Source organism: Comamonas testosteroni (genome assembly GCF_030505195.1).
Lineage (GTDB): Bacteria > Pseudomonadota > Gammaproteobacteria > Burkholderiales > Burkholderiaceae_C > Comamonas > Comamonas testosteroni_G.
The window spans coordinates 4,467,805-4,492,488 of sequence record NZ_CP129672.1 but is presented as its reverse complement, the minus strand read 5'-3'; the positions used below and the strand labels follow the sequence as shown (position 1 = coordinate 4,492,488).

The following is a 24,684-nucleotide window of genomic DNA, read 5'->3' as shown; positions in this document are numbered from 1 at the left end:
CAAATGATTATCGACACCCACCTGCACCCCACCAATCTGGTGGACGAGGCGTGGCGCCACACAGGTACGCCCTTCAATGGCGAGCGCATGCTCAAGCTCATGGATGGTCCCTACATGATCAACGGCAAGCCGCGCCGCATCGACATGGGCTTCATCCAGCCCCCACCCGGTAATACCGGCTACCGTGATGGCAACCGCCGCGGCCGTGACGGCATCCGTGACTATATGTCTTACATTGCCGAGCTCACTCAGAAGTACCCTGACCGTTTCATCGGCAACTTCACCTACAACCCGCGCTGGGGTCCCGAAAACGGTGCTGCCGAAATCGAGTACCACCATCTGGCCTATGGCTTCAAGATGATCAAGCTGCACGCCAATATGCATGGCTACCGGCCTGATCGCGCGCTGGAATGGCTGCGCCCGGCGATGAAGGTCTGCGCCAAGTACAACATCGTTGTGCTGATCCACACCGGTGACGGCCCGTTCACCATTCCCACGATGTTCTACCCGATCATTCGCGAGTTCCCCATGGTGAACTTCGTGATCGCGCACTTTGGCATTCAGACCGGTGGCAACTATTCGTTCGAGACCTTCTGGATGGCCATGGACACGCCCAATGTCTATGTCGAATCCGGCTGGTGCTTCCAGGCGCGCATTGCCGAGTTTGCCAAGGAACTACCGCGCAACAAGCTGGTGTTCGGCACGGACAGCCCTCCCAACGAGCCCGGCATGTGGCTTCGCGAGCTGGAAATGCTGTGCCGCCCCGCACCGCACGGAATCGACCTCGACGAGGACACGCTGGAAGACTACCTGGGCAACAACATTGCGCGACTAGTGGGCATTGAAACCACACCTCCGCCGAAAAGCCAGGAAGACGCAAAGGCCCGCCTGAAAGACACCTACGCAGGTGTCGAAAGAAAAGAAGCCATGACCTTCGCCGCAGCCAAATAGTGCGGCTCTCGCCCATCGCCCACGGGCGGTGGGCACCCCATACAGAGAAAGTGCCAGCAATCGCTGGCTCCCCGTTTCGCTTTGCCGAGGAGGCACTCGATGAATGCCAGAACAACAATGATGGACACCGGTCAGGATTTGCACGACTTCTATGCAGCCTATGCCGACAGCTGGCCGGAGGATGTTCTGTCCATCGACCACCCCGCCGGTCGCGACCAGGATGTCACTGCCATCGTCTGGTCCCTCGCCGCTCAAGGTCTTCACCCCTTGCTGCGCTTCAACCAGATTGAGGACCTGCAGCGCCCATTAATTACCAATCTGTTTGCCTCACGTGAACGCGTGGGCCGCATGCTGGGCGGAGTGGGTGCCGCGGGCCTACACGCCGAATACCAAGCTCGCAGCAGAAACCTGCTGCAGCCGCAGTTGATTCAGGACGGCAAAGTCCTGCAGCAAATCAAGAGCAGCCAGATCAATCTGCATACCGACATCCCGACCATCAAGCATTTCGCCAGTGATCGCGGCCCCTACATCACCAACTCCATTCTGATTTCCGAGTTCGATGGCATAAGCAATGTGAGCTATCACCGCTCCATGGTTCACTCAGACACGGAGATCGCCACCAGCCTGCACTCGCGCGGTCACCTGTGGCGCATGTTGCGGGCCGCCGAAACCCAAGGCAAACCCCTGCCAGTGGCCATGGTCATCGGTGCACATCCGCTGTTCATGCTGGCCGCGGCTGCACGCCTGCCCTATGGCATCGATGAGCGCCACGTGGCGGGTGGCCTGATCGGTGCTCCGCTGCAAGTCGTCAAAACTCCAAAGTACGGCATTTCCGTTCCTGCCCATGCGGAGTTCGTTCTTGAAGGCGTGATTGACCCCAGCATGCGCGCCGAAGAAGGGCCTTTCGGCGAATTCACCGGCTACTCCTCGGACCGATCCACCAACAACGTCTTCAAGGTCGAGGCCCTGATGCAGCGCAGCGATGCCTGGCTGCTCGATGTGGTGGGAGGCAATTCGGCCGAGCACCTGAATCTGGGCCGTATCCCCAGAGAGTCCGAGATGGTGGAAAAGCTCAAGGAGCGCTTTCCCGGCGTGACTGCAGTGCACTACCCCAATTCCGGAACGCACTTCCACGCCTATGTCGCGCTCAAGCAATCACGCCCCGGAGAAGCACGCCAGGTCATGCTGGGCCTGCTGGGCTGGGACCCATATCTGAAGACAGTGTTTGCCGTTGACGAGGATGTGGACATCACCCGCGATGAAGAAGTGCTCTGGGCCATGGCAACGCATTTCCAGCCGCACCAAGATCTGTTCATGGTGGACGGACTACCTGGCAGCCCGCTGGACCCGTCCTCTTCCGCCGATGGAACCACCTCACGCCTTGGCATTGATGCCACGCGGGGACCCAAGTTCGACGGCTTGCGGGCACGCATCAGTCCCGAAGCCATGCAGCGTGTTCAACCCTTGATTCTCTCCAGCCTGCGCAACGACACATGAGACAGCCATAAACCGTCTGGGACACACAGAGCTGAAAAAGCCAGGTGTTTCCAGACCGCTCGAAACCTGTTCAGGAGACAAACCATGACGACGAGCACCACGAACCATAGTCCGCCCGCAGTACATCCAGTCGATGAAAAACTGCCTTTGCCCAAACTAACAGCACTGGGACTGCAGCATGTGCTGGTTATGTATGCGGGGGCGATTGCCGTTCCCCTCATCATTGGCAACGCCCTCAAACTGACCAAAGAGGACACAGCATTCCTGATCGCAGCAGACCTGTTCTGCTGCGGGCTGGTGACTATCATCCAGAGCATGGGCATTGGCAAGGTGGGCATACGCCTGCCCATGATGATGGGAGTGACCTTCACCGCAGTCGCTCCTATTATTGCAGCAGGCAGCACACCAGGGCTAGGTCTTAGAGCGGTTTTTGGCGGAGTCATCATCGCGGGCATATTCACGCTGCTAGTTGCTCCTTATGTCAGCCGTCTACTGCGCTGGTTTCCACCCGTGGTCACCGGCTCCGTCGTTCTGATCATTGGCATTTCGCTGATGCGCGTGGGAATCAACTGGGCAGCGGGTGGAAACCCCACCATCCCCGGCCCCAACGGCCCCATCAACAACCCAGCCTATGGCATTCCCTCGCACATAGCCATCTCCGGCATCGTGCTGATGACGATTCTCTTCATCATCGCCTGGTGCAAGGGTTTTCTGTCAAACATCGCCGTCCTGATCGGCATCGCCGTTGGCTTTTTGATCACGCTGGCATCAGGCCAGGTCAACTTCGTGGGCATGCAATCCACACAGTGGATACGCATCATCACGCCGTTTCACTTTGGCATTCCCACCGTTGACGTGATGACCACGGTCACGCTGTGCGTGGTGATGGTTGTCATCATGATCGAGGGCGTGGGTCAGTTCCTGGCCCTTTCAGAAGTGGTGGAGCGTCCGTTGGAGAAAGACGATATCGCCCGCGGCCTCCGCGCCGATGGTGTTGGAGCCATCGTGGGTGGCATCTTCAACACGTTCACATACACCTCCTATGCGCAGAACATCGGACTGGTGCAGGTCACCGGGGTACGCAGCCGCTGGGTCTGCGTAACAGCCGGGGTAATGCTGATCGTGATCAGCAGCTTTCCCAAACTGTCTTTCATCGCCGCATCCATTCCCCAGTATGTGCTGGGCGGCGCAGCCATGGTGATGTTCGGCATGGTGGCAGCCACGGGCGTGCGCATCCTCAGCCATGTGGATTTTGTCGAAAACCGCAAGAACGCCTACATCGTGGCCATCAGCCTGGCCATGGGCATGATTCCTCTGGTCGCGGACCGCTTCTTCATGCGCCTGCCAGATCTGCTGGCCAAATTCTGCCAGAACGGGATTTTGCTGGGCACCTTCACCGCCGTGCTGCTGAACGTCCTGTTTAACGCCAGCACCAGCCAGGAGCCATCCCTTCACGCTCTAGAAAAGGCGGCCTGACATGCCAAGTCTCATCCCTTCTCAAGGCAAAACCCAGCTGGAGCTGCGAGGCATTCGCAAGGTCTATTCCTCCGTGGTTGCCAATGACGGCATCGACCTGGTCGTGGCACCCGGTGAAATTCAAGCCATCCTTGGCGAAAACGGCGCGGGAAAATCCACGCTGATGAAAATCATCTACGGGGTGACTACTCCAACCGACGGAGAGATCTACTGGCAAAGCGAGCGCGTGCAGATGGGCAGCCCCGGCCTGGCTCGCGCACTGGGCATTGGCATGGTGTTTCAGCATTTTCAGCTGTTCGAGACACTCACCGTCGTGCAGAACGTGGCCCTCGCCTTGCCGGGTCGCCCCGACCTGGCTGACCTGTGTCAGCGCATTCATGCGGTCGGCCAGCGCTATGGCTTGCCCACAGACCCGCTGCGGCTGGTGCACACCCTCTCCGTCGGCGAGCGCCAGCGCGTGGAAATCATCCGCTGCCTGCTTCAAAATCCAAAGCTACTCATCATGGATGAGCCGACCTCGGTTCTCACGCCGCAGGCCGTGCGCAAGCTATTTGAAACCCTGCGCCAGCTGGCCGATGAAGGCTGCAGCATTCTCTACATCAGCCACAAGCTGGATGAAGTTCAAGAGCTTTGCCACAGTGCTACTGTTTTGCGAAGCGGTCGCGTGACGAGCCATTGCATTCCGGCCCAGGAGACACCAGCTTCCATGGCCCGCATGATGATTGGCAAGGAGCTGGTACCCTGCCAGCGCCCCAAGCCCATGGCCAATACAGAAGACACTGCCAGGCTACAAGTCCATTCTCTGTCCCGCGCTGCCAGCCATCCTTTTGGCACGGCATTACAGGACATCAGCTTTACCCTCAAGCCCGGTGAAATCCTGGGCATTGCCGGAGTGTCCGGCAACGGCCAGCAGGAGCTGATGTTTGCCCTATCAGGGGAAGACCCGCTTCCGCCGCGCGATGCCGCCATGATTCATCTCAATGGCCGGCCAGTCGCGCACCTGAACAGCGCCAGTCGCCGCACACAAGGCTTGGGCTTTGTTCCAGAGGAACGTCTGGGACGTGGTGCGGTTCCAGCCATGAGCCTGGCCGAAAACACCTTGCTGACGGCCTATGACCAAGGCCTGCTGCAGCATGGTCTGATTCGCAGAGATGCGGTGACCCAGTTTGCGCAGAACTGCATAGCAGGCTTTCACGTCAAATGCTCAGGACCGCAAGCGCCTGCCAACTCGCTCTCGGGCGGCAATCTGCAAAAGTTCATCGTGGGAAGGGAGCTGATGCAAAAGCCTCAAGTACTCATCGCAGCCCAGCCCACCTGGGGCGTGGATGTGGGAGCGGCAGCTTTCATTCGCCAGTCGCTGATTGAGCTGAGAAACAGCGGCGCCAGCCTGCTTGTGGTCTCCGAAGAGCTGGACGAGCTATTCGAAATCTGCGACCGCATTGCCGTGATTGCTGATGGCTGCCTATCTCCCGTAGTTGCCATTGACGAGACCGATGTCGAGACCATAGGCCTGTGGATGAGCGGAATGTGGCCTCAAGAGAGTGCCCCCCTTCTCCATTCTGTACCGCCCACTCTTCATACAGAAAGAGAGGTCTGCCGTGTGGCTCAAGCTTGAAAAACGTCCCGAAGCCTCGCGCTCCATGCGCTGGCTGTCGCCACTGCTGGCCGTGCTGCTTACTGTGCTCAGCGGAGCACTGCTTTTTGCTGCGCTGGGTCAAAAACCGCTGCACGGCATTCATGCCTTCTTCATTCAGCCCATCAGTGACCTGTATGGCCTGAGCGAGTTGCTGCTCAAGGCCACACCGCTCATGCTGATCAGCATGGGGCTGGCCATCGGCTTTCGTGCTGGAGTCTGGAATATCGGCGCAGAAGGTCAGTTCATTCTTGGCGCCGTGTTTGCCACCGGCATTGCGCTGATGGTGGGAGACCGAAACGCTTTCTGGGCCATGCCCGCGATGGTGCTGGCCGGTGCCTGGGGCGGCGCGCTGTGGGCGGCCATCCCAGCCTGGTTGCGCACACGCTTTGGCACCAATGAGATCCTGGTGTCGCTGATGCTGGTCTATGTAGCCCAGTTGCTGGCATCTTGGCTGATCTATGGCCCATGGAAGGACCCTGACGGCTACAACTTTCCCCAAACCCGCAGCTTTGGCGACAGTGCGCTATTGCCCGTGCTGATCGAAGGTACACGCCTGCATGCTGGCTTCATTCTGGCGTTGTTTGTACTGCTGGCAGGCTATGTGTTTCTGCAATTGAGCATGCAGGGCTTTCGCATGCAGGTCGGTGGTCAGGCACCTGATGCCGCACGCTATGCCGGTTTTTCGGGAAAGCAGGCCATCTGGGTCGGGCTACTGGCGGGCGGCGCGCTGGCCGGCGTGGCCGGGATGACCGAGGTTTCAGGTCCCATGGGTCAGTTGACGGCGCAAATCTCCGCCGGCTATGGCTTTGCCGCCATCATCGTGGCCTTTGTCGGACGCCTGCACCCCGTGGGTATTCTGGCCAGCAGCCTGATCATGGCCTTGTTCTTCCTGGGCGGCGAGCAAGCCCAGCAGCAACTGAACCTGCCGTCCTCCATCTCCAAGGTTTTCCAGGGAATGCTGCTGTTTTTCCTGCTGGCCTCGGATCTGTTCATTGCTTACCGTCTGCGCTGGCAAGGCGGTCTCCGCAGGGCCTGACCATGGATACCTCTCTGATTTCCTCCATCCTGGCGGCCACCTTGGTCGCAGGCACACCACTGATCATCGTCGCACTGGGCGAGCTGATCGTCGAACGCTCTGGTGTGCTCAACCTTGGCGCAGAAGGCATTATGTCCGTGGGCGCGGTTGCTGCTTTTGCCGCTGCCTTTGCAGGAGCTGGCCCCTGGACCGCGGCCGCAGTGGGCATGCTCGCAGGTGCAGCGCTGGCGCTCATCTTCGGCTATCTGTGCCTGACCATGCAGGCCAACCAGGTCGCCAGCGGGCTGGCCCTGGCCATCTTCGGAGTGGGTCTGTCGGCCTTTTTGGGCAAGTCCTATGAATCCGCGCCACTGACGGCCGTGCCCGTCCCCACCATTCCCATACTTGGGGACATACCGTTTCTGGGCACCGCATTGTTTCACCAGCACTGGCTTGTCTACGGTTCGTGGGTACTGGTAGCCGCAACCGCCTGGTTTCTGGATCGCAGCCGTGGAGGTCTGGTGCTGCGCGCCGTCGGAGAGTCACCCACCGCAGCCCACGCCATTGGCTACCCGGTGATCGCCATCCGCTACATGGCAGTGCTCTATGGCGGAGCCATGGCCGGTCTGGGCGGAGCGTTTCTGTCCGTGTTCTACACGCCACTCTGGGCGGACGGCATGGTCGCAGGCCGGGGCTGGATTGCGCTGGCACTGGTGGTTTTTGCCACCTGGCGCCCCCTGCGCATTCTGGTCGGCGCCTATCTGTTCGGCGGCGTGCTGGTCTCCCAGCTGTTTGTCCAAGGCTCAGGCCTGGCACTGGAGCTCCCTTCGCAATGGCTGTCCGCCCTACCCTATATCGCCACCATCGTCGTGCTGGTGCTGATATCGCGCAACAAGACCACGATCAAGCTGAACTCTCCCGCCTCGCTGGGACAGAGCTACAAGCCGGAAAGTTGAAGTGTCAAAGCATCGCGTTCCCTACGACTAAAACCAAGGAGGCATGACCATGAACAGCAACAACGTGCGCCACACGCACCGATCGACCGCATTTCCCTGTCTTGCGGCATGGAGCGCAGCGTCGCTCTTTATGCTGGGCCTGAGCAGCGCCTCAGCCGCCGAGCCACTCAAAGTCTGTTTTCTCTATTCCAACCCGATCGGAGAGAGCGGCTGGACCTATCAGCATGAGCTGGCGCGCAAGGAACTGGTCGCTGCCCTCGGCGACAAAATCAGCACCCAATACGTAGAAAACATCGCAGAAGGCCCAGACGCAGAGCGCGTTGTACGCAATTTTGTGAAAGACGGCTGCAAACTGATCTTCACGCCCTCCTTTGGCTTCATGGAGCCCACGCTCAAGGTGGCGCGCACCGCTCCCAAAATCATCTTCATGAACGGCACCGGCTACAAGACAGCAAGCAATGTCGGCACCTACAACGCCCGCTGGTATGAGGGCCGTTATCTGGAAGGTGTGATCGCCGGTCATATGACCAAGAACAATGTGGTCGGCTACGTGGGCGCCTTCCCTATCCCCGAGGTGCTGCAAGGCGTGAACGCTTTCGCACTCGGCATGAAAAGCGCCAATCCAAAAGCTCAGTTGCGCCTGATCTGGGTAAATTCCTGGTATGACCCGGGCAAGGAGCGCGATGCCGCCAATGCCCTCATCAAGCTGGGTTCAGACACCCTTGCCTATGCCACCTCGGGCGTTTCCATCGTCACCACCGGCGAAGAGAAAAAGGTCTACACACTGGGCTACTACTCGAACATGTCCAAGTTCGGCCCCACGACCAATCTCACCACTATTACCCAAAACTGGGGCAACTTCTACATCAAGGTCGTCAACGAAGTACTAGCGGACAAATGGAAGCCTGAAAGCGTCATGGGCAGCCTCAGCGACGGCATCATCAAGCTGGCACCGCTGAACTCAGCCATTCCTGCCGAGGTGCGCAACCAGGTTGAAACCCTCACCAAGGAAATTGCTTCAGGTCAGCGCCAGATTTTCACCGGCCCTGTGGTCGATCAGCAAGGCACGACACGCGTTCCAGCGGGCCAGAATATCTCGCCCGATGATCTGGCCAATATGAACTATCTGGTCCAAGGCGTGGACGGCCTGATGCCCAAGAACTGAGAGCCCCATGAAAAATAATATTCTGATCCGCAATGCGGCAGCCATCATGACGGGGCTGCCGGGAAGCAAGGCCAGAAGCCCTGCCCGCGACATCCGCATCGAGAGCGGCGTCATCACCGAGATGGGCAACGGACTACCGCCCCTGCCCGACGAGGAGCAGCTCGATGCTAGCAACTGCGTCATCTACCCCGGCTGGGTCAATACCCACCACCACCTGTTCCAGTCTTTACTCAAAGGTGTGCCTGCGGGCATCAATCTGACGCTGAGCCCGTGGCTGCAGGCTGTGCCCTTCAGCTACCGGCGCAGCTTTGATGAAAAGCGTTTGCGCATAGCCGTGCGCATTGGTCTGGTGGAGCTGCTACGCTCAGGCTGCACCACCGTAGCCGACCATCACTACCTGTTCCAGCCCGGACAGGACTTTGATGCTGCCGCCATTCTTTTCGAGGAAGCCAGCGCGCTGGGCATGCGCTTCATGTTGCTGCGCGGCGGTGCCACCGTCACCCGCAAGCTGGAGGCCGATGAAAAGCTGTTACAGGCCACCGAAACACTGGATCAGATGCTGAGCTCGGTACAAGCCACGGCCAAGTATTTCCACCAGACCACCCCCATGGCCATGAGCAAAGTGGCCATGGCCCCCACCTCTGTCCATGTCTCGCTGCCAAAACAGGAGCTCAAGGAAGTGGCCAGAGCCGCGCGCTCCATGGGCTTGCGACTGCACAGCCACATGTCGGAGTCCGTGGCCTATATCGAGCATTGCCGTGAAAAATTCGGTTGTCTACCCATCGAATATCTTGCCCGCAATGAGTGGCTGGGGCCCGATGTATGGCTGGCCCACCTGGTACACCTGAGCCCCGAGGAAATCAGGATGCTGGGAGAAAGCCGTACCGGCATTGCCCACTGTCCGCAAAGCAATGCCCGCCTAGCCGATGGAATCGCGCCCGCACCTGCGCTAGCCAAAATGGGCTCCCCCGTTACGATGGGCGTTGATGGCGCGGCCTCCAACGAAGCCGCAGACATGATCAGCGAGCTGCATTTTGCGTGGATGCTCCACCGCGCCCAGGCTGGCGCGCTTTCCCGCGCCAGACCCGAAGGGCTAGGCGAAGAAGGCGGCGACGCCACCACCGTGGAACAAATCATCCACTGGGCCAGCCACAGCGGCGCGCAGATGCTCGGCTTTGAAGGTGTCGGCCATCTATCAGCCGGTATGGCTGCCGATCTGGCCGTATATGCACTCGATGACCCCCGATATTTTGGACTGCACGACCCGGCCATCGGCCCCATCGCCAGCGGCGGGCGCCCCCACCTCAAGTGGGTGCTGTGTGCAGGCAAGGTCATCCTCGAAGATGACTTACCAACAGGCCTTGATCTCGAGCGGCTCGGGATACAGGCCAAGGCGGAAGTCCAGGCATTGCTGGTACTGCAGAACTGAGCCCGGCTCGTGCTGGCTTAGGGGTGGCGTTCCTATGAAGAGCCGCAGCAGGGACGCCCGTTGAAGCATGCTCTACTTTTAGGGGGCACGGAGATTCGAGGAAGAATCAGGTACACAAAAGAAAAAGCGCTCCAACAGAGCAATTTCCATCGCATCGAAGCACACCACTGGAATGTGCTTCGCGTGAATTTCATCGACCAAAATCATCCAAACCAGCTTGGGTTTACGACTTTAACTACCCAAAATACAAGCGTCAGGCTTTTCCCCAATTTTTCTCAACAAGCCTGTGGACAAGCCTGAATAGCTTTTGCAGCAATGCTTCAAGCAGTTGATTTTTCAGATATTTTTCAAATTGCCTGTTTTTTGATCAGACCCCCTCCGACAGACAGCCACTTATCCCGTCCTACGCTGGACATCCTTGTGAACAACTGCACCCACCTCATGAATAAGTCGGACAAGTCATTGATTTCAAACGACTCATCTCCAGGCGCCTAAAAAACAGGCAACCCGCACCGACCCCACGGCCTTGGCAAACCGGCTACAACAACGGGTTTTGCAAAGAATCTCCACAGCGCCTCATGTCCAACGACTCCGCATTTGCCCCTCCCTTCTTCATCGCCAAGTGCGAGCCCAGCGGCCAGCAGGTCGATGCCTGGGCCGACCAGTCGCTGCTGGACTCGCTGGAGAGCGGCGGCGTGAACTGGCCCAGCTCCTGCCGCAACGGCACCTGCCGCACCTGCCTGGGACAGCTGGTATCGGGCAGCGTGCGCTACGACATTGAGTGGCCGGGCGTGACGAGCGAGGAACAGGCCGAAGGCTATGTGCTGCCCTGCTGCGCCTATCCCGACAGCGATGTGGTGCTCAAGGATCACGAGTATTAGTCCCCACTGAGCGGCCTTGCCGCTTCTCCCCCCAAAGGGGACGGCATCATGGCGGGGGCGGCCCATGCTGCGGGGCGGCTCTTGCTCGATGCCATGCCTTGGAGCTGCGTCCCGTTCTTGCACTGCATCATGGTTTCAGGGTCGGCTCGCGCGCTCAAAGCCCGCTCTGCAATAGAATGAGCGCTTTCCGCAAGGCCCTGCCCTGCAGAAAGCGGCTCCGCCCAGGCGGCCCCCGCCTCACACGTTCTTTGGAAGTCCTGCCTGCGCCCATGGCGGCGTCGGCAATGCCTCACTGGTGCGTGTCATGCGCCAGCCGCCGACTGCAGTGCATCGCCTCCAGTTCACGTCCAAGAAGGCATTCCATGAACAGCTCCCTCCAACCCGTGCCCATCTCGCCCGTCGAGGAAATCGTGGCGGAAATGCGTGCCGGCCGCATGGTCGTTCTCGTTGACGAAGAGGACCGCGAGAACGAAGGCGATCTGGTTCTGGCATCCGACCATGTCACAGCGGAGGCCATCAACTTCATGGCCCGCTTCGGCCGTGGCCTGATCTGTCTGACGCTGACCCGCGAGCGCTGCGAATTCCTCAAGCTGCCGCCCATGGCCGCGCGCAACGGCACCGTGTACAGCACGGCCTTCACGATCTCCATCGAAGCCGCCGAAGGCGTGACCACCGGCATCTCGGCCGCCGACCGCGCGCGCACCATCCAGGTGGCCGTGAACAAGAACAGCCAGCCCAGCGATCTGGTGCAGCCCGGCCATGTCTTTCCGCTGCAGGCCGTGGACGGCGGCGTGCTCATGCGCGCCGGCCATACCGAGGCCGGTTGCGATCTGGCCGCGCTGGCTGGCTGCACGCCCTCGGCCGTGATCTGCGAGATCATGAAGGACGACGGCACCATGGCTCGCCTGCCCGATCTGCAGCTGTTCTGCGCCGAGCATGGCATCAAGATCGGCACGATTGCCGACCTCATCGAATACCGCAGCCGCAACGAATCGCTGCTGCAGAAGGTGGGCAGCCGCCCCATGCAGACGGCCCATGGCGAATTCATCGCCCATGCCTTCCGCGACCTGCCCAGCGGCTCCGTGCACCTGGCACTGGTCAAGGGCGAATGGCAGCCCGACACCACCGTGCCCGTGCGCGTGCATGAGCCGCTGTCGGTGCTCGATGCGCTCGAAACCGGCCGCAACCAGCATTCCTGGTGCCTGGACGAGAGCCTCAAGTACATCAACGGCAATGGCCAGGGCGTGGCTGTGCTGCTCAACTGCAGCGAGTCCGGCGAGCAACTGCTGACGCAATTCGAAGGCAAGGCCCGCTCGGCCCAGGCGCCCGAGCGCGGCCGCATGGATCTGCGCACCTATGGCGTGGGCGCGCAAATCCTGCGCGAGCTGGGCGTGAGCAAGATGCACCTCATGGGCCAACCCCGCCGCATGCCCAGCATGGCTGGCTACGGCCTGGAAATCACGGGTTACATCCCCAAAGAATAAGAGACGGAACACCAGATGCAAAACGCAGAAAAAGGCCAAGGCCAGAACCTCAACGGCGCCGAGCTGAAGATCGGCATCGTGCAAGCACGCTTCAACGAAAGCATTACCAACACCCTGTTTGCCTCCTGCCGCGACGAGCTGCTGGCACTGGGTGTGAAGAGCGAGAACATCGACCATGTCACAGTCCCCGGCGCACTCGAAGTGCCCGTGGCGCTGCAGACACTGGCCGACACCGATCAGTACGACGCCCTGGTGGCGCTGGGCTGCATCATCCGTGGGGAGACATACCACTTCGAGCTGGTAGCCAACGAATCGGGCGCGGGCGTGACACGTCTGAGCCTGGACTACCGACTGCCGATCGCCAACGCGATCATCACCACTGAAAACATGGAGCAAGCCATTGCCCGCCAGGTCGAGAAGGGCCGCGACGCAGCCCGCGTCGCCGTGGAAATGGCCAACCTGCTCAACTCCTACGACGATCATGAGTGAAGAACAATCCAGCGAGTCCGGCTCGCGCCGCCCTCCCCAGAAGCGCACCGGTCTGACCAGCACCGGCGCACGCAAGGCGGGCTCCAAATCCAATCGCAGCCGCGCACGCGAGTTCGCACTGCAAGGCCTGTATCAGCACATCGTGGGCCGCAATGCAGTGCTCGACATCGACCGCTTCACGCGCGATCTGGCCGGCTTTCACAAGGCCGACGTGGTGCACTACGATGCACTGCTGCGCGGCTGCGTGGAAAACGAGGCTGCACTGGATGCACTGATCACGCCCAAGCTCGATCGCGGCCTGACCGAGATCTCGCCCATCGAACATGCCTGCATGTGGATTGGCGTATATGAATTCCAGAACTGCCAGGACGTGCCCTGGCGCGTGGTGCTCAACGAGTGCATCGAACTGGCCAAGGAATTTGGCGGCACCGACGGTCACAAGTATGTCAACGCCGTGCTCAACGGGCTGGCTCCCGAGCTGCGCAGCGCCGAAGTGGCGCATGACCGCGCGAGCAAGTCTGCCAGCTGAACCGCTTGAGCTGCAGCGCCGTGCCTGCGCGGCCCTGCTGGCGCCACATGCATAGTCAATGCAAATACTGCAACAGGGCCGCAGGTGCTATCGTGCACCGGCTGGCTGGTTGCAGTTTTTTTATGGGCGCGAGGCTGCTGCACCGGCGGCACCCACCGGCACCAGGCTGCACCCGAACGCTGATTGATTGAAAGAATAACGTCGTCCATGTCCGTCATCGAGCTTTCCCGCCGCGCCCAACGCATCGAGCCTTTTTACGTCATGGAAATGGCCAAGCACGCGCAGGAAGTGGCCCGCCAGTCCAGCGCCAGCGGCACGCCCATGATCTATCTGAACATTGGCGAGCCGGACTTCAGCGCCCCGCCCCTGGTGCAGCAAGCGGCCGAGCGCGCCATCCGCGGCGGCCGCACGCAATACACCCAGGCCCCGGGCCTGCCCGAGCTGCGCGAGCGCATCAGCGCCTGGTACGCCAGCCGCTTCGGCGTGGACGTGCCGGCGCGCCGCATCATCATCACGGCCGGCGCCTCGGCCGCGCTGCAGCTGGCCTGCCTGGCACTGATCGACGATGGCGACGAGGTGCTGATGCCAGACCCCAGCTACCCCTGCAACCGCCACTTTGTCTCGGCGGCCGAGGGCAAGCCGGTGCTGATCCCCTCCTCGGCGGCGGAGCGCTTTCAGCTCAGCGCCGCCAAGGTCGAAGCGGCCTGGGGCGAGCGCACGCGCGGCGTGATGCTGGCCTCGCCCTCCAACCCCACGGGCACCTCGATTGCGCCTGACGAGCTGCGTCGCATTCACGAAGTCGTGCGCGCCAAAGGCGGGCTGACCATCGTCGACGAAATCTATCTGGGCCTGTCCTACGACGAAGCCTATGGCCAATCGGCCCTGACTCTCGGCGACGACATCATCTCCATCAACAGCTTCAGCAAATACTTCAATATGACGGGCTGGCGCCTGGGCTGGATGGTGGTGCCCGAATCGCTGGTCGCGCCCATCGAGATGCTGGCCCAGCATCTGTTCATCTGCGCCAGCACCGTGTCGCAATATGCGGCCCTGGCCTGCTTCGAGCCCGAAAGCATTGCCGAATACGAACGCCGCCGCGCCGAGTTCAAGGCCCGCCGCGACTACTTCATCCCGGCTCTCGAATCGATCGGCATGCCCGTGCCCGTCAAGCCCGACGGCGCCTTCTACGCCTGGGCTGACTGCCGCGCCGCTGCCGAAAAGCTCGGCGTCAAGGGCAGCTGGGACTTTGCCTATGCGCTGATGAACCAGGCACACCTGGCCATCACCCCGGGCCGCGACTTTGGTCAGGCCGAGACGGCGAACTATGTGCGCTTTTCCACTGCCAACTCCATGGAGCAGTTGCAGGAAGCCATTGCACGCCTGAAGAAGCTTCTTGCCTAAAACAGTGATGACACAGAGCAAGCAAGAATCCCCGGCACCGCAAACTGACGCACCCCAAGCCCGTGATGCCAAGCAAGAGCCGCCTCGCCGCATGGGCGGCCCCAGCGAAGGCATTGCCCCCCTTGGGGGGGGCCTGGCGAGGGGAAGCAACGCAGTTGCTCAGGGGAGATTCGCTTTCCCGATGCGCGTTTACTGGGAAGACACCGATACCGGCGGCGTCGTGTTCTATGCCAACTATCTGAAGTTCTTCGAGCGTGCCCGCACCGAGTGGTTGCGCTCGCTGGGCATCGCCCAGCAAAAGCTGCGGGAACAAACCGGCGGCATCTTTGTCGTAACGTCTGCGCAGCTTGAATATCTGCATCCGGCGCGACTCGATGACCAACTCTTTGTTACCGCTAGCTTGAAAAGTGCCGGCCGTGCTTCGCTCACAATCGAGCAACAGGCGCTGCTGGTCCACTCCAACAGTCAAGCCCAAGAGCCCACGCCACTGTGCACGGGCTCCATCCGAATTGGGTGGGTGGATGGCACAACCATGCGCCCCGCGAGAATTCCAAACCATATCCTGGAGCAACTTTCATGAACTCCCAAGACATGTCCATCCTCAGCCTCGTCATGCAGGCCAGCTGGGTGGTACAGCTGGTCATGCTGATCCTGGTGATCGCATCCATAGCGAGCTGGGCCACCATTTTTCGCAAGGCCCAGACCTTGAAGCGCGTGCGCTCGCTCAACGACAACTTCGAGCAGGACTTCTGGTCGGGCACCAGTCTCAACGACCTCTACGCCTCTGCCGCGCAGAACGCCAAGACCGGCGGCCCCATGGAGCGCATCTTTGCCAGCGGCATGCGTGAGTACCAGAAGCTGCGCGAGCGCCGCATCGGCGATGTCGCCACGCTGATGGACGGCACGCGCCGCGCCATGCGCGCGAGCTTTCAGCGCGAACTCGACGAGATCGAATCCGGCCTGTCCTTTCTCGGCACCGTGGCCTCGGTCTCGCCCTACGTCGGCCTGTTCGGCACCGTGTGGGGCGTGATGCACGCCTTCACCGGCTTTGCCAACATGGAGCAGATCACGCTGGCCACCGTGGCCCCCGGCATTGCCGAAGCCCTGGTGGCCACCGCCATGGGTCTGTTTGCGGCCATCCCCGCCGTGACGGCCTATAACCGCTACGCCCACCATATCGACCGCATCGCCAGCCAGGAAGAAACCTTCATCGAAGAGTTCTCCAATATCTTGCAGCGCAATGTCGGCTCCACCGCCAGCGGCTCCGCCTCCGGCCATTGAGATGAAGCCCACCCTGAGTCGCTTCGCGCCTTCCCCCTCTCTCATCGGAAGGGGGACGACACCTTCGCCGGGGCAGTCCCTGCTGCGGGGCGGCCCTTGCTCGGTGTCTTCAGCCTGCGCTGTGCAGTCTCTATTTGTAAGGAGTGAGTGATCCATGCCAGCCATGAGTTCACGCGGTCGCAATCGCCGCACCGTCAACGAAATCAATATGGTGCCCTTCATCGACGTGATGCTGGTGCTGCTCATCATCTTCATGGTGACGGCCCCCATGCTCACGCCCGGCTCCATCAACGTCCCCAGCGCCGGCAAGTCCTCGCGCCCGCCGACCAAGAACATTGCCTATGTACTGCTCGACAAGGACGGCAGCATCCAGTTCAAGAGCGGCAGCAACACCCAGACCATCAAGCCGGGCGACCTCCAGGGTCTGGCCCAGTCCTGGCAGCAAGGCCAGGGCGAGGACAGCGCCATCCAGATCGTCGCCGACAAGGGCCTGCCCTTCGATGACGTCATGAAGGCGCATACCACGCTGTCCAAGGCTGGCGTCAAGCGCATAGCCTTCGGCGTTGTGTCCTCTTCCAGCAATTGACCCCATACATGAAGCTCTGCCGCCAGCCGCGACTTTGATGCCTCGAAGCCGTAGCCCGCGCAGACCACCAATTCACCATGCCTAACCAGCAAGATCGCGATCAGTTTGCCCCGCCCCGCCCCAAAGGCCGGGCGCGCTCATGGTCGCTCGCCCTGGCCGCGCACGGGCTGCTGATCGCGGCCCTGCTGTGGACGGTGCGCCCCCCCAAGGAAGCCGACGAAGCCATGGTCGAAGCCGAGGTCTGGAGCAGTTCCGCCCCGGCTTCCGCAGCCGCCGTGACACCGCCGCCTCCCGCTCCGGAGCCCACGCCGCAGCCCGCACCGGCTCCCGAGCCGCCGCCTCCTCCGCCAGAGCCCGTGGTGGTACCGCTGCCGCCTCCTGCGCCGGCCCCCAAGGCTCAGGCCCATGACGACGATCATGAGGCCGAGATTGCCCTGGCCAAAAAGAAAAAGCAGGAGCAGCTGAAGAAGGAAAAGGCCGAGCAGGAAGCCCGCGAGCAGCGGGAAAAAGAGCGCAAGGAAAAAGCCGAGAAGGACAAGGCCGAAAAGGAAAAGGCCGAAAAGACGCAGCAGGAAAAGCAAAAGGCTGAAAAGGCGGAAAAAGCGGAAAAGGAACGCAAGGAAAAGCTCGAGCACGAGAAAAAGGAAAAGGCCGAAAAGGCGGCCAAGGACAAGGCCGAGAAGGAAAAAGCGGAAAAAGCGGAAAAGGCTGAGAAGGAGAAAGCCGAAAAAGCTGCCAAGGACAAGGCGGCCAGGGAAAAGGCCGAGAAGGACAAGGCTGAAAAGGAAAAAGCGGCCAAGGAAGCCAAGGAGAAGGCGGCCAAGGACGCCCGGGATGCCAAGGCAGCCGATGAGCGCCGCAAGGCCGAGTTGGCACGCCTGCAAGGGCTGGCCGGAGGCTCTGGCAATGCCGGCGGCAGCGGTGGCAGCGATCACAGCGGCACTGGCGGCAGTCGCACCGGCGGTGCGGGCAGCAGCGCCAGCGGCGGCCCCTCTGCCGGCTACGGTGCCAAGGTGGCCGCACGCGTCAAGCCCAACATCGTCTACCCCGATACGGTCAGCGGCAATCCGCGCGCCGAAGTTCGCGTGCGCACGGCACCGGACGGCACCATCACCAGTGCCACGATCTCCAAGTCCAGCGGCAACGCGGCCTGGGATGAGGCCGTGGTCCGCGCATTGCACAAGACCGACAAACTGCCGCGCGATATCGACGGCAAGGTGCCCTCGGATCTGGTCATCGGCTTCAGACCCCAGGACTGACGCGGGACGGCTCCCCGCGCGCCCCTCCAAGCCCCGCAGGCATGGCCTGCGGGGCTTTTTCATATCTGTGGCCAATCCGCAACGCAGCGAGCTGCGCAGCTTGCGCCGCCGCCCGCCAGTCCATAGCATGACTTTCTTTGCCGCACTCCACGAAGGATTGCGCGCCTCACCCACTCACGCAAAGGAGAGAGCCATGTCCCAGACGACCAATCCCTTTGCAGTCGTGTACGCCTAAAGCCTTCTAGCGCTTCCCGCCACGCTGCAGACCCTGGCCGACCCATGGAACGACATGGAGTCAGGCTTTGCGCTGCGCGTGTATTTCCGGATGCCTCTTGGCCGAGCATGTCGCGACTGCCCCATCGCTGATTTCATGCATTCGACCAAGGGCCACTCATGGGCAATTCTTTTTCGGACACCTACATCAAGGTGTTCGCCAACCGCAGCGTCTGGATCGAGGACGCTGCCATCCAGCAACTTCACACCACCGCCGCCCATCTGGACGGCATCCGCGCCGCCGTGGGTCTTCCCGACCTGCATCCGGGCCGGGGCTATCCCGTGGGCGCGGCATTCTTCTCGACAGGACACTTCTACCCGGCCCTGGTCGGCGGCGACATAGGCTGCGGCATGTCCCTGTACGCGACCGATCTGGCCGTGCACAAGACTTCGGGCGTCAGGCTCGAAAAAGCCGTGGGCAATATCAACGGCCCTCTGCCCCAGGAGCTGCTGGAGACCGTGGACATGGAGCAGCTGCAACAGATCGCGCAGACCAGCGGCGTCGCCGATCTGGCCTATCTGCTGCAGAGTCTGGGCACCATCGGCGGCGGCAACCACTTTGCCGAACTGCAGCAGGTCGAGACCCTCTACGAGGAAGGCGCGCTCGACAAAAAGCGCGTGCACCTCATGGTGCACAGCGGCTCGCGGGGCCTTGGCAGCGCCATACTGCGCGAGCATGTGCAGCGCTTCAGCCACGACGGCCTGGCCGCCGGCAGCGAAGCCGCCAGGCAATACCTGCTGCAGCACGATGCCGCCATTGACTATGCGCAGCTCAACCGCCGCAGCATCGCCCAGCGCCTGCTGCGCGCGATCCGCACCCAGGGCGAGGCCGTGCTCGACATCACGCACAACCATGTGCTTGCCCACCACTGGCAGGGCCAGGACGGTTTTCTGCACCGCAAGGGTGCTACGCCGGCGGACCGGGGTCTGGTCGTCATTCCAGGCTCACGCGGCGACTACAGCTATCTGGTGCGGCCCGTCGCCGGGCGGCACGAGGCCCTGGATTCGCTGGCCCACGGCGCCGGCCGCAAATGGGCGCGCACGGACTGCATGGGCCGGCTGCGGCCCCGCTTCACGCTGGACGAGCTGCTGCGCACGCGCTTCGGCAGCGCCGTGGTCTGCGCGGACCGCGAGCTGGTCTACGAGGAGGCCCCCCAGGCCTACAAGGATGTGGACTCCGTGGTCGCCAGCCTGCAGCAAGCCGGACTGGTGGAGCTGGTCGCGCGTCTCAAGCCCTTGCTGACCTACAAGAAGGCAGGCATGCAATGCTGCTGATGCAACTGAGCTCCGCCCATGGCCCTGCCGAGTGCGAATACGCGCTGCAGCTGACGCTGCGCAAGCTGCTGCTGGCCTGCGCGGCCGAGGACCTGGCCGTCGAAGTGCTGGAGGAATTCCGCACCCCGGCCGGCTACAGGTCGGTGCTGCTGCGCTGCGAGCGCGAGACGCCCGCCCTGCGCGAATGGCTGGGCACCATCCAGTGGATCTTCGCCAGCCCCTTTCGGCCCCGGCATCCGCGCAGGAACTGGTTCGTCGCCGTGCAGCGCTGCGAGCCGCCGCGCCAACTGGCCATGGACGGCGAGATCCAGTTCCAGTCCTGCAAGGCGTCGGGCAAGGGCGGCCAGCATGTCAACACCACGGACTCGGCCGTCCATGCCCTGCATGTGCCCAGCGGGCTTGCCGTCAAGGTCATGAGCGAACGCAGCCAGCATGCCAACAAGCGGCTGGCGCGCGAGCTGCTGGCCATCAAGCTGGCGCAGCACAATGCGCGCAGCCAGGGGCAGGCGCAGCGCCTGCGCAGCCAGCAGCACTGGGAAGTCGAGCGCGGCCGGGCCGTCAAGGTCTTCCGCCTGTAAGCGCCCCTGGGCGGCTTTGCCGACTTCCTCCCGAAGCCAGGAGTGGCGGCCATGTCGCAGCGGCCTGCCGGGCTGCTGCCCGGCAGCCTGTGGCTGGGCCTGCATGCCTTGCAACTACGGCCCGGCCACTCAGAAGCACAGGTAGACACCCAGGGCCAGCAGACTGAGCATCAGCAGCTTCCGGAAGAGCTCGGGCGAGAGTTTTTCGCGCAGCAGCTCGCCCCAGTGCATGCCGGCCAGAGCCGGAATCAGCATCAGGGCCGAAACCAGCAGCCCCAGTTCTAGTCCCAGTCCCATCTCCTGGGCCTGAGCGCCCGTCCCTGGCGCTTGCCATAGCAACCCAGCCCCCAGGGCCAGCGTGGAGGTGGTAAAGCACAGGCCCATGGCCTGCATGAGTGCGGGACGGGACAGGCCCAGCGACTGCAAAAAGGCCACGGCTGGCACGACAAAGACACCAGTCACCGCCGTGATGGCGCCCGTCAGCAAGCCGCATACCGCCCCCAGCCAGGCCTGGTGCGGCGCCGGCGTCTGCCAGCGCAGGCCCGACAGCCCCCACAGGGCATACACCACCAGCGCCAGGCCCAGGGCCGGCCTGGCGGCAGGCAGGCTGCCGACTCCGCCCCAGAGGGCCACGCCTGCCAGCGTGCCCAGCACGATGCCCAGCTGCATCCAGCCCAGTCGCTGCAGCAAGGGCCGCAAACCCGCCACAGGCCGCATCTGCACCAGATTCGTCACCAGCGATGGCAACAGCAGCAGGGCCGCCGCCTGCGCAGGCGGCATGAACACCGCCAGCAAGGCCATGGAAACCGTGGGCAGGCCCAGACCCACCACCCCCTTGACACAACCCGCCAGTCCAAACACGGCAATGGCTGCCGCAGCCATCCAGCCTTCGTTCCACATCATCAATCCTTCGTATCATCCGAACCATAAAAGCCAAGCAGGAATCACCAACACCTTGCATGGCTCTGATAATCAGGCGATAAGACGCGCCTGACCAGCGGGATTTGCCAAAACCAGACTTCGTATAAACCTTAGGCTTGACCCCCATGCGCTTTGACCTGACCGACCTCCAGCTGTTTGTGCACATCCTCGACAGCGGCACGCTGACGGCAGCTGCACAGCGCAGCCATCTCACGCTGGCCTCGGCCAGCGAGCGCGTGCGCGGCATGGAGGCGCTTCTGGGCACGGCGCTGCTCATTCGCAAGGCACGCGGCGTGCAGCCCACGGCCGCAGGCCATACCCTGGGCCAGCATGCGCGCCAGGTGCTCAGCCAGATGCAGCTCCTGCGCGGAGCCATGGGCGAATTCGGTGCCGGCCTGGCCGGGCAGATCCGGCTGCGCGGCAATACTTCGGCCGTGCGCGAGCATCTGCCGCTGGCCGTCAGCGGCTTTCTGCGCCAGCACCCGCAGATGGCACTGGAGCTGCAGGAATGCCCCAGCAGCGAAGTGCTGGCCGGACTGCGCCAGGGCCTGTGCGATATCGGCGTGGCCGCCTGGGATGCCCAAGACAGCAGCGCCCTGGCTGGCCTGCACTGCCAGCCCTGGAGGCCGGACCCGCTGGCCGCCGCATTGCCGCTGGGACATGCGCTGGCCGGGCGCCGGCAACTGCCGCTGGCCGAGCTGCTGCACGAGAACTGGGTCGGCCTGCCACGCGACTCCGCCTTGCAGCAGCTGCTGCAAAAACAGGCCTTGCGGATCGGCGACAGGCTGCTGCGCATGCAGGTGCAGCTGCAGCATTTCGAGGGACTGTGCCAGCTCGTGGGCCAGGGCGTGGGCATTGCCGTGCTGCCGCTGGCCGCCGTGCAGCGCCACGGCGGTGCCACCGGCGTGGTGGCCGTGCCACTGTCCGATGCCTGGGCGCAGCGCCAGCTGCTGCTGTGCACACCCGCCGCCACGGCCGCCCTGTCATTGCCGGCGCAGCAACTGCACGCGCAACTGCTACAGACCGCGTAGCCTTAGCAAGCTATGGTGAAAAGCGCTATGCGGGACAATAGCGCCATCATGACCCTCAAAGCCCCCGAACTGCTGCTGCCTGCCGGCTCGCTCGACAAGATGCGTGCCGCCTACGACTTTGGTGCCGACGCGGTCTACGCCGGCCAACCGCGCTACAGCTTGCGCGCGCGCAACAACGAATTCCGCCTGGAGCAGATCGGCCAGGGCATTGCCGAGGCGCATGCACGCGGCAAGAAGTTCTTCCTGACCAGCAATCTGATTGCGCACAACGACAAGGTGCGCACCTATATCCGCGATATCGAACCCATCATCGCCATGAAGCCCGACGCCATGATCATGGCCGACCCGGGGCTCATCATGATGGTCAAGGAAAAGTGGCCCGAGCAGGAAATCCACCTGTCCGTGCAGGCCAACACCACCAACCACGCCACCGTGAAGTTCTGGCAGAAGATGGGCGTCTCGCGCATCATCCTGTCGCGCGAGCTGAGCCTGGACGAGATCGAGAAGATCCGCCAGGAATGCCCCGACATGGAGCTGGAAGTATTTGTGCACGGCGCGCTGTGCATCGCCTACTCGGGCCGCTGCCTGCTGTCGGGCTACTTCAACCGCCGCGACCCCAACCAGGGCACCTGCACCAACGCCTGCCGCTGGGACTACAAGACGCATGACGCGGTCGTGGACCCCAACACTGGCGAGGCCCTGGGCCAGACCATGGAAAACGGCTTCAGCTTCGAAGAAGCCAAGAACGATCTGGACAACCAGTTCACCAGCACCTGCGGCGACCAGCAGCGCCATCCCAAGGCCGATGCCATCTATCTGCTCGAGGAAAAGGGCCGCCCCGGCGAGATGATGCCCATCATGGAAGATGAGCACGGCACCTACATCATGAACTCCAAGGACCTGCGCGCCGTGGAGCATGTGGAGCGCCTGACCAAGATCGGCGTGGACTCGCTCAAGATCGAAGGCCGCACCAAGAGCCTGTACTACGTCGCCCGCACGGCCCAGACCTACCGCCGCGCCATCGACGACGCCGCGGCCGGACGCCCCTTCAACCCGCACCTGATCACCGAGCTCGAAGGCCTGGCCAACCGCGGCTATACCGGCGGCCTGCTGGAGCGCCGCCCTGCCAACGACTACCAGAACTACGAAACCGGCCACAGCGTGCTGCAGCGCAGCCACTTCGTGGGCGCGGTGCGCGGCTGGGCCGACGGCATGGCCGAGATTGAAACCATGAACCGTTTCGCCGTGGGCGACACCATCGAAGTGATTCATCCCCAGGGCAACCGCCAAGTCAAGCTGGAGAAGATGTTCAACCTCGAAGGCCAGCCCGTGGAAGTCGCTCAAGGCAACCCCGTGCGCGTGCGCATTCCGCTGGAAGGCCCTGTGGAAGGTGCGCTGATTTCGCGTCTGCTGTAAGCTCGACCGGCTTTGCTTTTCCAACGCCCCATTCGCTGGGGCGTTGCTCTTTTATCTATAGCTGCCATCGCACGTTATCTATTGAATTCAAATAGATTTCATGCTGAAAACGAATGCCAATAAGCGCAAGCAGCTCCTTAATTTGAAGAACACACATGGAACTGAAGATTGACGAAGGCCTGAAGGCCTATATCGACCCTCTGACCCCGGACGAGTACGAATCGCTGGAGCGCAGCATCCTCGCCGAAGGCTGCCGCGACTCCCTGGTGGTCTGGGGCGATCTGCTCATCGACGGCCACAACCGCTACGGCATCTGCCGCAAGCACGGCCTGCCCTTCAACACCGTGCAGGCCACCCAGTTCAAGAACATGGACGACGTGCATCTGTGGATGATCGACCAGCATCTGGGCCGCCGATCGGTCTCCGACTTCCAGCGCGGCGTGCTGGCGCTGCGCAAGCGCGAGATCATTGCCGAGCGACGCGCTGCAGCGGCCGCTGCCGTGAACGCCGCCAAGGCCGCGCAGCCGGCCAGCGAGCAAGCCCCCTGGGAAGGGGATACCGACCCCGTGGTGGCCGAGGCCCTGGCCAGTGTTGCCAAGGTGCCCGACGAAGCGCTGGACACACGTGAAGCCCTGGCACGCGCCGCCCGCCTGTCGGCCGGCCAGGTCAAGATGATCGAGACCATCCAGGAAAAGGCCGCCCCCGAAGTCGTGGCCGCGGTCAAGGCCGGCGAACTCTCGCTCAACGCCGCTGCCGTGGTCGCCACCCTGCCCGAGGAAGAGCAGCAGGCCGTGGCCGCCGAAGGCGCCGATGCGCTCAAGCAGGCCGCCAAGCGCGTGCGCGACGCCAAGAAAAAGCCCAAGGCCGCCAAGCCCGAAGCCGATGAATCGGCTGAAGCCGCGCCAGCCGCCAGCCCCGAAGAGCTGCAGGCCCGCGTCACCGAGCTGGAGGCCGAGAACGAGCGCCTGCGCCTGCAGGTCAAGACCTTGCAGGACCTGCTGGCAGAACAGGGTTAAGCCGCCCTCTCGCCCGGCTCCCACATGCAGCCTCCCCGCACGGCCAGATTGCCGGACGGGGAGGCTGTTTTTTTGTGTCTCAACATAACCACATACAGCCAAATGACAGCAATTCTCATTAATATTCGCGCCTGCCAAT

General features: G+C 62.3%; 23 protein-coding genes. 22 read left to right on the top strand and 1 reads right to left on the bottom strand.

Going from position 1 to position 24,684, the window contains the following annotated elements:
* Positions 1-3: 3 nt before the first annotated feature.
* From QYQ99_RS20760 to prfH, 19 genes are all read left to right on the top strand, one after another.
* Positions 4-951: an amidohydrolase family protein gene (locus tag QYQ99_RS20760; protein WP_003077654.1), complete on the top strand. Its 948-nt coding sequence runs from the start codon at positions 4-6 to the stop codon at positions 949-951.
* A gap of 99 nt (positions 952-1,050) precedes the next feature.
* Positions 1,051-2,448, top strand: a complete 1,398-nt coding sequence (locus tag QYQ99_RS20755; RefSeq protein WP_437439049.1) for a UbiD family decarboxylase — start codon at positions 1,051-1,053, stop codon at positions 2,446-2,448.
* An 84-nt stretch (positions 2,449-2,532) separates the two neighbouring features.
* The gene (locus QYQ99_RS20750) at positions 2,533-3,924 is read left to right on the top strand and encodes a nucleobase:cation symporter-2 family protein (RefSeq protein ID WP_302089824.1); all 1,392 of its coding nucleotides are present in this window, start codon (positions 2,533-2,535) and stop codon (positions 3,922-3,924) included.
* 1 nt (position 3,925) lies between these two features.
* The gene (locus QYQ99_RS20745) at positions 3,926-5,539 is read left to right on the top strand and encodes an ABC transporter ATP-binding protein (RefSeq protein WP_302089823.1); all 1,614 of its coding nucleotides are present in this window, start codon (positions 3,926-3,928) and stop codon (positions 5,537-5,539) included.
* 25 nt (positions 5,540-5,564) lie between these two features.
* A complete protein-coding gene (locus QYQ99_RS20740) occupies positions 5,565-6,596 on the top strand; it encodes an ABC transporter permease (RefSeq protein WP_302093228.1) in 1,032 nt (343 codons plus the stop codon).
* Positions 6,597-6,598: 2 nt separating this feature from the next.
* Positions 6,599-7,531 carry an ABC transporter permease gene (locus QYQ99_RS20735; protein ID WP_302089822.1) on the top strand — a complete coding sequence of 311 codons (933 nt, stop codon included), beginning with the start codon at positions 6,599-6,601 and terminating at the stop codon, positions 7,529-7,531.
* 49 nt (positions 7,532-7,580) lie between these two features.
* Positions 7,581-8,696, top strand: a complete 1,116-nt coding sequence (locus QYQ99_RS20730) for a BMP family ABC transporter substrate-binding protein (protein ID WP_302089821.1) — start codon at positions 7,581-7,583, stop codon at positions 8,694-8,696.
* 7 nt (positions 8,697-8,703) lie between these two features.
* Positions 8,704-10,125, top strand: a complete 1,422-nt coding sequence (locus QYQ99_RS20725; protein WP_302089820.1) for an amidohydrolase family protein — start codon at positions 8,704-8,706, stop codon at positions 10,123-10,125.
* Positions 10,126-10,703: 578 nt separating this feature from the next.
* Positions 10,704-11,006 carry a 2Fe-2S iron-sulfur cluster-binding protein gene (locus QYQ99_RS20720; RefSeq protein WP_302089819.1) on the top strand — a complete coding sequence of 101 codons (303 nt, stop codon included), beginning with the start codon at positions 10,704-10,706 and terminating at the stop codon, positions 11,004-11,006.
* 362 nt (positions 11,007-11,368) lie between these two features.
* Complete coding sequence (gene ribBA, locus QYQ99_RS20715; protein WP_302089818.1) at positions 11,369-12,490, top strand: bifunctional 3,4-dihydroxy-2-butanone-4-phosphate synthase/GTP cyclohydrolase II; 1,122 nt, start codon at positions 11,369-11,371, stop codon at positions 12,488-12,490.
* Between the two features lie 15 nt (positions 12,491-12,505).
* Positions 12,506-12,979: a 6,7-dimethyl-8-ribityllumazine synthase gene (ribH, locus tag QYQ99_RS20710; RefSeq protein ID WP_034376468.1), complete on the top strand. Its 474-nt coding sequence runs from the start codon at positions 12,506-12,508 to the stop codon at positions 12,977-12,979.
* Positions 12,972-13,508, top strand: coding sequence for a transcription antitermination factor NusB (gene nusB, locus QYQ99_RS20705; RefSeq protein ID WP_302089817.1), 537 nt, complete (start codon positions 12,972-12,974; stop codon positions 13,506-13,508). Before ribH ends, nusB begins: the two co-directional genes overlap by 8 nt.
* Positions 13,509-13,715: 207 nt before the next feature.
* Positions 13,716-14,909 carry a pyridoxal phosphate-dependent aminotransferase gene (locus tag QYQ99_RS20700; RefSeq protein WP_302089816.1) on the top strand — a complete coding sequence of 398 codons (1,194 nt, stop codon included), beginning with the start codon at positions 13,716-13,718 and terminating at the stop codon, positions 14,907-14,909.
* Positions 14,910-15,090: 181 nt separating this feature from the next.
* Complete coding sequence (gene ybgC, locus QYQ99_RS20695) at positions 15,091-15,489, top strand: tol-pal system-associated acyl-CoA thioesterase (RefSeq protein WP_034376618.1); 399 nt, start codon at positions 15,091-15,093, stop codon at positions 15,487-15,489.
* Positions 15,486-16,190 (top strand): protein TolQ, encoded by a 705-nt coding sequence (gene tolQ / locus QYQ99_RS20690; protein ID WP_302089815.1) that lies wholly within the window; start codon positions 15,486-15,488, stop codon positions 16,188-16,190. Before ybgC ends, tolQ begins: the two co-directional genes overlap by 4 nt.
* 154 nt (positions 16,191-16,344) lie before the next feature.
* Entirely contained in the window at positions 16,345-16,776 is a 432-nt protein-coding gene (locus tag QYQ99_RS20685) for a biopolymer transporter ExbD (RefSeq protein WP_302089814.1), read from the top strand.
* Positions 16,777-16,853: 77 nt separating this feature from the next.
* Positions 16,854-18,035, top strand: coding sequence for a cell envelope integrity protein TolA (tolA, locus tag QYQ99_RS20680; RefSeq protein ID WP_302089813.1), 1,182 nt, complete (start codon positions 16,854-16,856; stop codon positions 18,033-18,035).
* Between the two features lie 393 nt (positions 18,036-18,428).
* Positions 18,429-19,583, top strand: a complete 1,155-nt coding sequence (locus QYQ99_RS20675; protein WP_302089812.1) for an RNA ligase RtcB family protein — start codon at positions 18,429-18,431, stop codon at positions 19,581-19,583.
* On the top strand, positions 19,574-20,161 hold the full coding sequence (gene prfH / locus QYQ99_RS20670; protein WP_326999263.1) for a peptide chain release factor H: 588 nt from the start codon (positions 19,574-19,576) through the stop codon (positions 20,159-20,161). The genes QYQ99_RS20675 and prfH overlap by 10 nt, the downstream gene beginning before the upstream one ends.
* Before the next feature lie 129 nt (positions 20,162-20,290).
* On the opposite strand, the gene QYQ99_RS20665 is transcribed toward prfH, so the two are convergent.
* Complete coding sequence (locus QYQ99_RS20665) at positions 20,291-21,061, bottom strand: sulfite exporter TauE/SafE family protein (RefSeq protein WP_302093227.1); 771 nt, start codon at positions 21,059-21,061, stop codon at positions 20,291-20,293.
* A 146-nt stretch (positions 21,062-21,207) separates the two neighbouring features.
* Between QYQ99_RS20665 and QYQ99_RS20660 the strand changes: the two genes are divergently transcribed.
* The 3 genes from QYQ99_RS20660 (at position 21,208) to QYQ99_RS20650 (ending at position 24,545) form a co-directional block, all read left to right on the top strand.
* On the top strand, positions 21,208-22,113 hold the full coding sequence (locus tag QYQ99_RS20660) for a LysR substrate-binding domain-containing protein (protein ID WP_302089810.1): 906 nt from the start codon (positions 21,208-21,210) through the stop codon (positions 22,111-22,113).
* A gap of 27 nt (positions 22,114-22,140) precedes the next feature.
* Positions 22,141-23,529, top strand: coding sequence for a prephenate-dependent tRNA uridine(34) hydroxylase TrhP (trhP, locus tag QYQ99_RS20655; protein WP_302089809.1), 1,389 nt, complete (start codon positions 22,141-22,143; stop codon positions 23,527-23,529).
* Positions 23,530-23,684: 155 nt separating this feature from the next.
* Positions 23,685-24,545: a plasmid replication/partition related protein gene (locus QYQ99_RS20650; RefSeq protein ID WP_302089808.1), complete on the top strand. Its 861-nt coding sequence runs from the start codon at positions 23,685-23,687 to the stop codon at positions 24,543-24,545.
* Positions 24,546-24,684 lie beyond the last annotated feature (139 nt).